Genomic DNA, 9,376 nt, shown 5'->3' on the forward strand with positions numbered 1-9,376 from the left:
TATGTCAGTTAATAAATGAGTTGGTTTTTTGTGTAATTGAAATGCTGGTATCCACTCCCTTCAGGATGGTTCAATTAATGCTGAACGACACTGGTTGCTTCATTTTGTTCAATGGTTTCTTTAATGGCACTGCCTAAACGCTTAATTCCCGTCTGAATTTGTTCCTCAGACATGTTCGAATAGTTTAATCTGAATGTTCCAGGCGTTACCTTATCGGGATAGAATGGTTCGCCTGGTACAAAGGCAACGTTATGCTTAATGCAGGTATTGAATAATTGAATGGTATCAACGTCACCGGGGACCTCAACCCAGATGAACAGGCCACCTTCAGGATGACTGTAGTTGACGCCGGCTGGGAAATCCTTTTCGATGGCGGCCATCATGACGTTTTCACGCTGACGGTAAACTTTACGGATCTTGCTGACGTGTTCGTCAATGTCGTATTCTTCCATGAATTTAGCCACAATGTGTTGAGTTAAGTTATCAGAATGAACATCGGCGGACTGCTTCATGACACTGTATTTTGGCATTAAGTATTTATTCATGACGATCCAGCCTAATCTTAATCCGGGAGCCAGAATCTTGGAGAACGTGCTTAAGTAAATCACCCGTTCTTCGTTATCATAGAACTTAACCGGTTCAATATCATCACCGGCAAATCGGATTGCCCCGTATGGATCGTCTTCCATGATCATAATATCGTGTTTATTGGCAATCTCAATCATCTGTTCCCGACGTTCAGCAGACATGGTCCGGCCGGTTGGATTTTGGAAATTGGAAATTGTATAGATAAACTTGGTGTTCGGATTTTCACTCACGGCCTTCTCTAATTGGTCCATCTTCATGCCGTCTTCATCCATTTCCACACCAACGATATGCGGACCATAACTACGGAATACATCAAGGGCACAAAGGTAAGTTGGCTTTTCGACAATCACTGTATCACCAGGATTGATAAACATTTTAGCTGTGATGTCGATTGACTGCTGGGAACCTGTGGTAATCATAATGTTATCCACCGTCGCCTTGATTCCTTGATTGTTCATACGTTTGGCAATTTGTTTCCGTAAAGCCGGATAACCAACTGCTGAGGCATATTGTAATGCTTCCCGGCCACTTTCATCAAAGACCTCATTGGTGACTTTCTTTAAAGCATCAATAGGGAATAATTCAGGGGCTGGTAATCCGCCGGCAAAGGAAATCACGTCGGGACTACCGGCAACTTTTAAAATGTCGCCGACCGGATCACTGTCGTTTTTTGGAACCCGTTCTGAAAAATGAAAACTCATACACGAACACCCGCCTTTTCTGACTCATCACGCTTATCAGCCACGTTGGTTTGTGGTTTGTGATATTTTCGCATCATTTCTGCCATGTGAACTTCTTGAACCACAAACTCGTGAGTTCGGCAAACATAGTCATGTTCCCGGCCGATTTTGGCAATGTAGCCGTTGATATAATCAACTTCGGTTGGACGGCCTTTTGAGAAGTCCTGGTACATTGATGGATAATGGTATTTATATTCTTTACTTACAGTGATAACTGAATCAACTTGTTCCTGACGAGTGGCAATGAGATAAATGCCGGCTCGCTCACATGCATCATATGCCTCATCGAATAATTGTCGGGACATCTTTCGAACCCCTGGGTATTCGATGAACTGGCCCATCTGCATTTCAAACATGGTACATAATGTGTTCGTCACGGCGTTGAACACAACTTTGGACATGCACATGCCTTTCCATTCGTCTGCGAATACCGGTCCTAATTTAGCCTTAGTGAAGTCATCGAAGATTGCTTGAGTCTTCTCGTCCGGCTTTTCATTGTTGTAGCGAGCCATATGCATCACTTCGTCGCCCTCGGCACCCATGAAATCGATATCTGCCGGACCATCCATTCGAGTGGCGATCATCGCGGTTCCACAGATAATGTTGTCTTTAGGGAAGTACTTCTCAATTTTTTCAAAATGTCCCATGCCGTTCATTGCTGAAAAGACGTATTGATCATCATGGAAGATACCGGCTTTACTGTTGCGTTCCATTTCCTCAGCTAACTGCATTTGCTTTTTGAAGATAATCCAAACATCTGGATGACCTTTATATTCTTCAGGGTAGTAAATGTTAATTGGAACGATGCGTCGATTCTCGTGATCACGGGCAACGGTAACGCCGCCTTGCTGACGGATCTTTTCAACGTTGGGTTCCCAAGTATCGATGAAGTCAACATCAACTCCGGCGTTTTCTTGTAACATTACGCCATACCTTACTCCCATTGCTCCTGCACCAATTACACCGTACTTCATAATGACCACTCCTTTTATTTTTTATTAATCCGACTAAAAAACGCCCTTTGGTTATAAAACCAAAGGACGTTAAGTTAACGCGGTACCACCTTAATTCGAGTTATTTTCGCAAATAACTCCTCAAAACGTACAGGAAGAATACTTCCGATACGCCTGCACGTTAATGGGTGCTACCATCTCACCTCGAAAAGTGAACTCATCGAGCTCGATCTTTCAAATCATAGTTCTAATGCCCTCACACCAACCAGGCACTCTCTTTGTAAAGCTATGACTCTAATCCATCGGACCAAATCAATTAGTCGTATTTAAATGTTGAATGAACTATAGCTCACAACCACAGAGTCTGTCAACAGCCTTTTTTAATTTTTATCAGAGTTTTCTCATGAAAATGCCATTTTATCAGGGGATTGGCCGATTTAAAATATTTTTGAATTTGACCGTTTGTATCGGGTATACTCGAAGTATGAACTAATTAACTGGAGGTGAATTGAATGCGGGCAATAGTTGGCTTTGCGGGATTGATTTCAATGATTATGTGTATCGCCGCTGTTATATTCTTAATTATGGGCAACCGGACAGTTGCCGTTCCACTGGTCAGTGTTGGATTGGTCATTTTACTTGTCTCTTATGGTGCAGCAACCTACATCACCCACACAGATCACAAGGATTAGGAATCTCATTACCAAATCAGAGGGGGCATATTAGGATGCTGTTAATTAGAACAATTCGCCAAAGCGATTATTCTGACGTGAGTGATTTAATTCGAACTTCGTTTGCAAAAACACCGAATGGATACCGCGATGAGTCCGAACTGGTCGAGAAGATCCGAGAAGATAAAACATATAAGAAACGGCTCGAAGTCGTTGCCGAAAACAATAACCAAATTGTCGGTCACGGCCTGCTGAGTGAAATCAAAGTCGTCAATGGCAAACAGAATCACGTTGGCCTGTGCTTGGCACCTTTATCAGTTCTGCCATCCTTTCAAAAGAGCGGGGTCGGTACCGCAATCATCAATGAACTGGATAATCGGGCAATTCGACTAGGCTATCGGTTTGTCAGTGTGACGGGCTGGCCTGACTACTATTCAAAGTTTAAATACAAAAAGGCAAGCAGCTATCATATTCAGCCCCCATTCCCGGTTCCCGATGATGTCTTCATGATAAAGCCATTGATAAATGGCGGACTTGACGGAGTTTCTGGAACAGTTAAATATCTACCTGCATTTGATAAATGATTGAGTAGTGCAAACCAGTTTTCGCTTGGTTTGCATTTTTTAATAGTTAAAGGATCCGCACATTGGCATAATAAAAAGGCGATTTTGGCAGCCGTTCACGGTTACTAAAATCGTCTTTTAATTGTGATCAATTCGTTAATTTACTTTGTTTTTCTGTCGATTCCAACAAATCTCCAAGCAATTAACAGTGCACCCATTACAATACCGACAACAGTTAACGCAATTTCTTGCTTAGCTTTGTCACCTGTTTGTGGAAGCTTTTCTTTTTGTGCATTTACAGGTGTTGGTGTCTTGGTATTCTTCTTGTGGTGACCGTTGCTTGATTTGGTTGTAACCTTCGAAGGGGTTTGTGAACTTGAAATTTTGTCCGGTTTTCCAGGCGTCGTTGGTGTCTTTGGCGTCTTAGGATTCTTTGGATTATCCGGAGTTACCGGAGTGCGTTGATTCTTCAATGTCACAACGCCATCTTTGACCGGCTGCGGACCAACAGTATTTGATGTATAGCCACTTGGCACTTTGATTTCGGAAACTGTATAGACGATTGTCTTACCATCCGCATCTGTTTCCGGCAGGTTATCAAAGGATGCTGAATAGTGGTTACTTGCATCCAGCGTCACGGTCTTGTCAGTTGCTTTACCGTTCGCATACAATCTGGCGATGATGCTTGGCGGTACAGTGCCAGATGGAACACCTGACCATTGCTTAACAACTTTGATTGACGTGTCCTTCGGAACAAACACATTCACAAACGTCACCGCGCCATTGATAACAGCTCTCTGACCAGTCGTTGTGGATGTATAGCCATTGTCTTCAACTGTGTAGGTAATGGCGTTACCATCACTGTCAGTTGTTGGTAAATTGTCGAATATTCCCAAATAGCCGTTTTGACTATCCAGGGTCAACGTCTTGCCGGTTGACTTTCCATTGGCAAATAACGTTACAACAATCTGAGGTGTGTCAACACCGTTAGGAACACCATGCCAAACCTTGTTGACAGTGACGGAAGTCTTGTGAGGAACATATTCGTTCACCAAGGTAACGACGCCATTCTTCACCGGCTGTAATCCGCTGGTTGTCGTTGTAAAGCCATCCGGAACAGATTTTTCTGCAACAGTGTACGTAATTGTCTTACCATTCTTATCTGTCACAGGCAGATTGGTAAACTCTGCAGTCCAGTTATTATTGGCATTCAATTCGACGGTCTTGTCGGTTCGGACACCGTTGGCATAAAGGACGGCGGTGATACTACGTTTATCACTATCCGAAGGAACACCTTTCCATAGCTTTTTGACGGTAATCTTGGTCTGCTTTGGAATATATTCATTCGTTAAGGTAACCACACCGTCTTTGACAGCTACTTGGCCCTTTTGATCGGCCTTATAACCATCTACTGCTGTTTCCTCAACGGTGTAAGTAATCGTTTTACCATTGTCATCGGTTATCGGTAAATTATCAAACTTGCCTGAATAATTGTTCTGACTGTCCAGAGTCAATTTTTGGTCGGTTGCGTTACCATTCTTGAACAAGGTAACCGTAACTTTTGGTGTTGTAACACCACTTGGAACTCCTGTCCATTTCTTGTGAACATTGATCGATGTCTTACCAGGGGTATATTTGTTAACCAATGTTACCTTGCCATCCTTAACAGCCCGTGGACCAGGAGTGCTTGTGGTATAACCCTTGGGAACCGCCTTTTCTTCGACGGTATAGGTAATTTTGCCACCATTTTCATCAGTTACCGGCAAGTTTCCGAACGTTCCGGTCCAGTTATTATTCTTATCTAAAGTCAACGTTTGGTCGGTTTCCTTACCATTCTTATAAAGTACAGCGATAACGCTGCGGTCTTTATCTTTTCCGTCAGGGATACCTGTCCATTCCTTGTGAACCTTAATGCTAGTTTTCTTTGGAATATAAGTGTTGGTTAAAGTAACTGATCCATCCTTAGTGGTCTGAGCGGAAGTATATCCATCCACTGTGGCTTCTTTGACGGTATAGATAATGGTTTTACCAGAATCATCAGTTTTTGGTAAACCTGTAAATTCATCCGACCAATTATTGCCCGAATTTAATGTCAGAGTTTTCCCAGTCGCTTCTCCATTTGCTAATAAGCTCACGGACACGCTGCTAGGTTTATCAACACCATCTGGAATTCCTTTCCACACTTTGTTGACTTTGAGTGAGGTGGCATTGTATGTGTTTGTTAAAGTGGCAGTATTCGTCGTTGAATCCACTTTTTGTGGTGCCGTTGTCCCAATGTAACCTTCAGGAACTGCTACTTCCGCCACAGTGTAAGTAATTGGATCACCTTTAGCGTCAGTTTTAAAAAGATTATCGAAGGTTCCTTGCCAATTGTTTGATTTGTTAAGCGTCAATACTTTGTCGGTTTTTGTGCCGTTATTATACAATACTGCTTGAATTTGTTTTGGTAGAGCATCTTCGTTGGGAACATTCTTCCATAATTTTTTAACATTAATACTGAAGTCAGATCCACCCCCACTTCCATCACCACCAAGCGTGAGAGTTCCTGTGGATTTACCATTCACATTAATATTTTTGCCTCCGCCACCACTTCCATCATCTTTTGTAGTTCCTGTAATATTAATATCGTTATTAAGGGTGGTAGCATCACCAGAATTAACGTATGTTGGGTCTGTAACTTTTACTAAGTACAATAGGTTAACAGACTTATCTAAAGTGCCATTCCACTTTATTTGTATTTTGGTAGGCTGATCAGATGGTGTGTATGTGATTGAATATTCCGATGATGGAATTTCTTTACCACTTTCATCCGTTAATCTCAAGACAGGCTTGTTTGTATCAGGATCAATCAATATTTTCTGCTTTGTGGTGTCCTGGAGTTCATCGGTAATGACGGCATCAACAATGGATTTTTTATTAGGATTAATTTTTGTATCCCATTCGGCATATTGGTATCGGCCGTTTTCGTCTAGTCCATACGTTTTCCCAAAGAAATCGCCATTCCAAGCCCAACCGTTTTTGCCAATGTAATCGCTCGATTTTGAGCCATGAGTTTTGGAACCACTGACATTTATGTTGATGGTTCCTTTCATATCGTTATTATACTTACTGTAATAATCATTGAATGTAATATGGCCAAACGTTGATCCTGACTTGGCAGAAAATGTCCCTATAACAGTACCATCCGTTGCCTTGATGGGAAAGCTAAGATCTTGAGAGAATGTCGTACCACTAGGTAAAGTAACCTGGGCAGTGTCGCCTGGATTTACAGTCGTTCCTGAGGCAATTGTATAATTATATGTAAGCTTGTAGGTGCCATATTTGTCCCAGTCGGCAAAATCAACTTTATTAATTGGCTCGTTATTATAAAGTGCATCGCCAGCACCTGTCCCGGAAACACTGCTGGTTATATCCGCTGCATGAACAGGTTGAGCTTTCATTCCCAATCCAACAAAGATCGAAAATAGGAATAATAGAACCCCGATCCATTTCCAAATCTTAGTTGAATTTTGTTTCGCAAAACTTTCACTCATACAACCACTCCAATCTAAAAATGCCTAAACAAGGCTCTGAAAGAATCCCGTACAATTACTAAGCGATTATAACATTTGTATATAATAATCGCAAACCACTTTATGCTAATAACTATTAGTTAGCGATTTAGAATCTCCACTTTGCCGTTAAATAAGGATTTTTATCATAATTAAACGGAAACTTACCTAAGAATCGTTACAATGTCGAGACCTTGTTTTTGCATAATTACGCATAATAATTGATATTTTGATATTTTATAGGTAATTTTATAATTAAAACGGAATGGTTATATTGATTATAATTATCGAGGAAAATAAAAAAAGCCACTCCTTTACGAATGGCTTAAAAGTTAATTTTATTTGGTAATTGTTTCATCTGCTGAAATATGTTCTTTCTTTGCTTGAAGTGATTGGTTCATGAGTCCAACAAGAAATTGACCGTATTTGATAACAACGAAAACAACCATAAAAGTTGCGAGGGTAATTTCCAGATTTGCGATTGCACCAATGATTGAATTAAATCCGTTAGCTAAATGGAAACTGTTGTTAAACAGATTCAATGCGGTTGCGGAAATGACCAACGGGAAAGTAAAGGCACCAAAGCTTGGGTAGAATGATAGGCGGATGTATTTAACGATCTTGGTAAGCGTTCCCCAGTATAACCCTTGGGCCAGCAAAACCATGACCAACGAAAATGCCCAAGATGGGTTGGTATTCATGGTCAAATAACCCGTTAAGCAAAGTGAAGCCGGTGCAGCCATGATTGTGAGCAATGGCAAAGTTGCTTCAAACATAAATTCACGTCTTAATAATCGGATGCAGACGATTGGTAATAGGATGGCATATAATCCCAGTGACAACCAAAGGATCGGTGTCCCAAGTGCTGGAATAAAGTTATTGGCGGTTACCGGAATCACTCCGATACCAACAAAAGTTACAAACCAACTTGGATAAACATGATCAAGTTCAACAGTTGGACGTAATAAATGACGATAGATAAAGTATCCCATGATAATGAATTGCAAAATAACGGCGAATGTCCAAACTGCCACTGCGACTACCGGAATTCCCCATGATTTCAAGAAAGTACTGATAATCATGAGTGACATCGTAAAGGTTGGCGCAACTGAAGCAATGATTGGATCATTTAAATCGTTCATGCTTAATTTGAAATGAACACCAATCTTTGCAATCACTAGCAAAATTAATACTAATGCCAAAATTCCAACGGCGTTACCAATAATTGGGAAGTTGATAGCTTTAAATAAATTCCCCAGTGAGGCAATTCCAAGTATTAATCCACAAATTGGTAAAGGTAACTTTTTCAAAAATAACTTCATGCGGTCCTCTCCTCTCTTAGATGAGCTTAATTATAGCGTGTATGGTAGAATAAATAAAATTGATATATTTTATATTTATTATAAATCATATTTATAAGGAGCCCTGAGCATGTTTAAATTTCTCGAAACATTCATGGTGGTGTACAAAACCAGAAGCTTTTCTTTGGCAGCTCAACAACTGTTTATTACCCAACCAACCGTTTCAAATCAAATTAAACAGTTGGAATCTCAATTACATACGGAATTGTTTGAACGACGAAGCCGACGAGAGATTATGCCAACCAAGTCAGCCGACATTCTCTATCATCGAGCAGCGAAAATATTGGACAGCTGGCATGATGTGAACACTGAAATTATGAACGCTGAAGCCGATGAGACCCAGCACATTCGCTTTGGCATCTCCCAAACCGTCTCAAGAATTCTATTTTCAAAAATTGCCAAACAACTGAAGTCCGACTTTCCAGAGCTATCCTATGATGTTGAAGTTTCCAACTCTGAAGGGGTTTTGAACCAACTTGAAGGTTATAAAATCGATGTCGGCATAATTGAAAAACCGTTAGTGACCGAAAATATCAATCGAAAATCCATTGGAAAAGACCAACTAGTCAAAGCTGGAATTAACACTGGAACTTGGATTACCCGTGAACCAGGATCAGGGGTCGGATATTATACCGATCAGTATTTTCGGGAAGCTGATATTCAACCGAAAAAGATCATTCACGTTAATAATAGTGGGCTAATCAGACGAATCGTTTCCCAAGGTGTTGGCCAGGCACTACTATCTGACCAAGATATTCCGGAGAACGTTCCGGCTGAAAAGCTTGGAACCAACTTCATTCGTGACTTTTACCTCGTGAACCGAGATGAAAATAAAGATGATGCCATCCTCCAAAGAGTCGAAGAAATCATTAAAGTAGCCGAGTCTCAGAATTAACCATTTTATGACCCCACCAAAAAAGAACCGACAATGAAGTCGGTTCTTTTTGCT

Annotated in this window: 7 protein-coding genes; 3 read left to right on the forward strand and 4 right to left on the reverse strand. The window is 41.0% G+C overall.

Going from position 1 to position 9,376, the window contains the following annotated elements:
* Positions 1-74 precede the first annotated feature (74 nt).
* Positions 75-1,289: an aminotransferase-like domain-containing protein gene (locus DNL43_RS04520; protein WP_109249135.1), complete on the reverse strand. Its 1,215-nt coding sequence runs from the start codon at positions 1,287-1,289 to the stop codon at positions 75-77.
* Complete coding sequence (locus tag DNL43_RS04525; protein WP_056981042.1) at positions 1,286-2,302, reverse strand: ketopantoate reductase family protein; 1,017 nt, start codon at positions 2,300-2,302, stop codon at positions 1,286-1,288. Before DNL43_RS04525 ends, DNL43_RS04520 begins: the two co-directional genes overlap by 4 nt.
* A 491-nt stretch (positions 2,303-2,793) precedes the next feature.
* Here DNL43_RS04525 and DNL43_RS04530 point away from each other — a divergent pair, with 491 nt between their 5' ends.
* The gene (locus tag DNL43_RS04530) at positions 2,794-2,973 is read left to right on the forward strand and encodes a hypothetical protein (protein WP_054769074.1); all 180 of its coding nucleotides are present in this window, start codon (positions 2,794-2,796) and stop codon (positions 2,971-2,973) included.
* Between the two features lie 35 nt (positions 2,974-3,008).
* Positions 3,009-3,536: a GNAT family N-acetyltransferase gene (locus tag DNL43_RS04535; RefSeq protein ID WP_179286805.1), complete on the forward strand. Its 528-nt coding sequence runs from the start codon at positions 3,009-3,011 to the stop codon at positions 3,534-3,536.
* Positions 3,537-3,676: 140 nt separating this feature from the next.
* Here the strand turns inward: DNL43_RS04535 and DNL43_RS04540 are convergent, their stop codons facing one another.
* Both DNL43_RS04540 and DNL43_RS04545 read right to left on the reverse strand, forming a co-directional pair.
* Positions 3,677-7,048, reverse strand: a complete 3,372-nt coding sequence (locus DNL43_RS04540; RefSeq protein WP_056981044.1) for a Cna B-type domain-containing protein — start codon at positions 7,046-7,048, stop codon at positions 3,677-3,679.
* Positions 7,049-7,404: 356 nt separating this feature from the next.
* Positions 7,405-8,388: a TDT family transporter gene (locus tag DNL43_RS04545; protein ID WP_056981045.1), complete on the reverse strand. Its 984-nt coding sequence runs from the start codon at positions 8,386-8,388 to the stop codon at positions 7,405-7,407.
* Between the two features lie 109 nt (positions 8,389-8,497).
* On the opposite strand from DNL43_RS04545, the gene DNL43_RS04550 reads away from it, so the two are divergent.
* Positions 8,498-9,322 carry a LysR family transcriptional regulator gene (locus DNL43_RS04550; protein ID WP_054769079.1) on the forward strand — a complete coding sequence of 275 codons (825 nt, stop codon included), beginning with the start codon at positions 8,498-8,500 and terminating at the stop codon, positions 9,320-9,322.
* The last annotated feature ends 54 nt before the right edge of the window (positions 9,323-9,376 follow it).

The sequence above is a fragment of the Lentilactobacillus kefiri genome (assembly GCF_009739535.1).
GTDB classification, from domain to species: domain Bacteria; phylum Bacillota; class Bacilli; order Lactobacillales; family Lactobacillaceae; genus Lentilactobacillus; species Lentilactobacillus kefiri.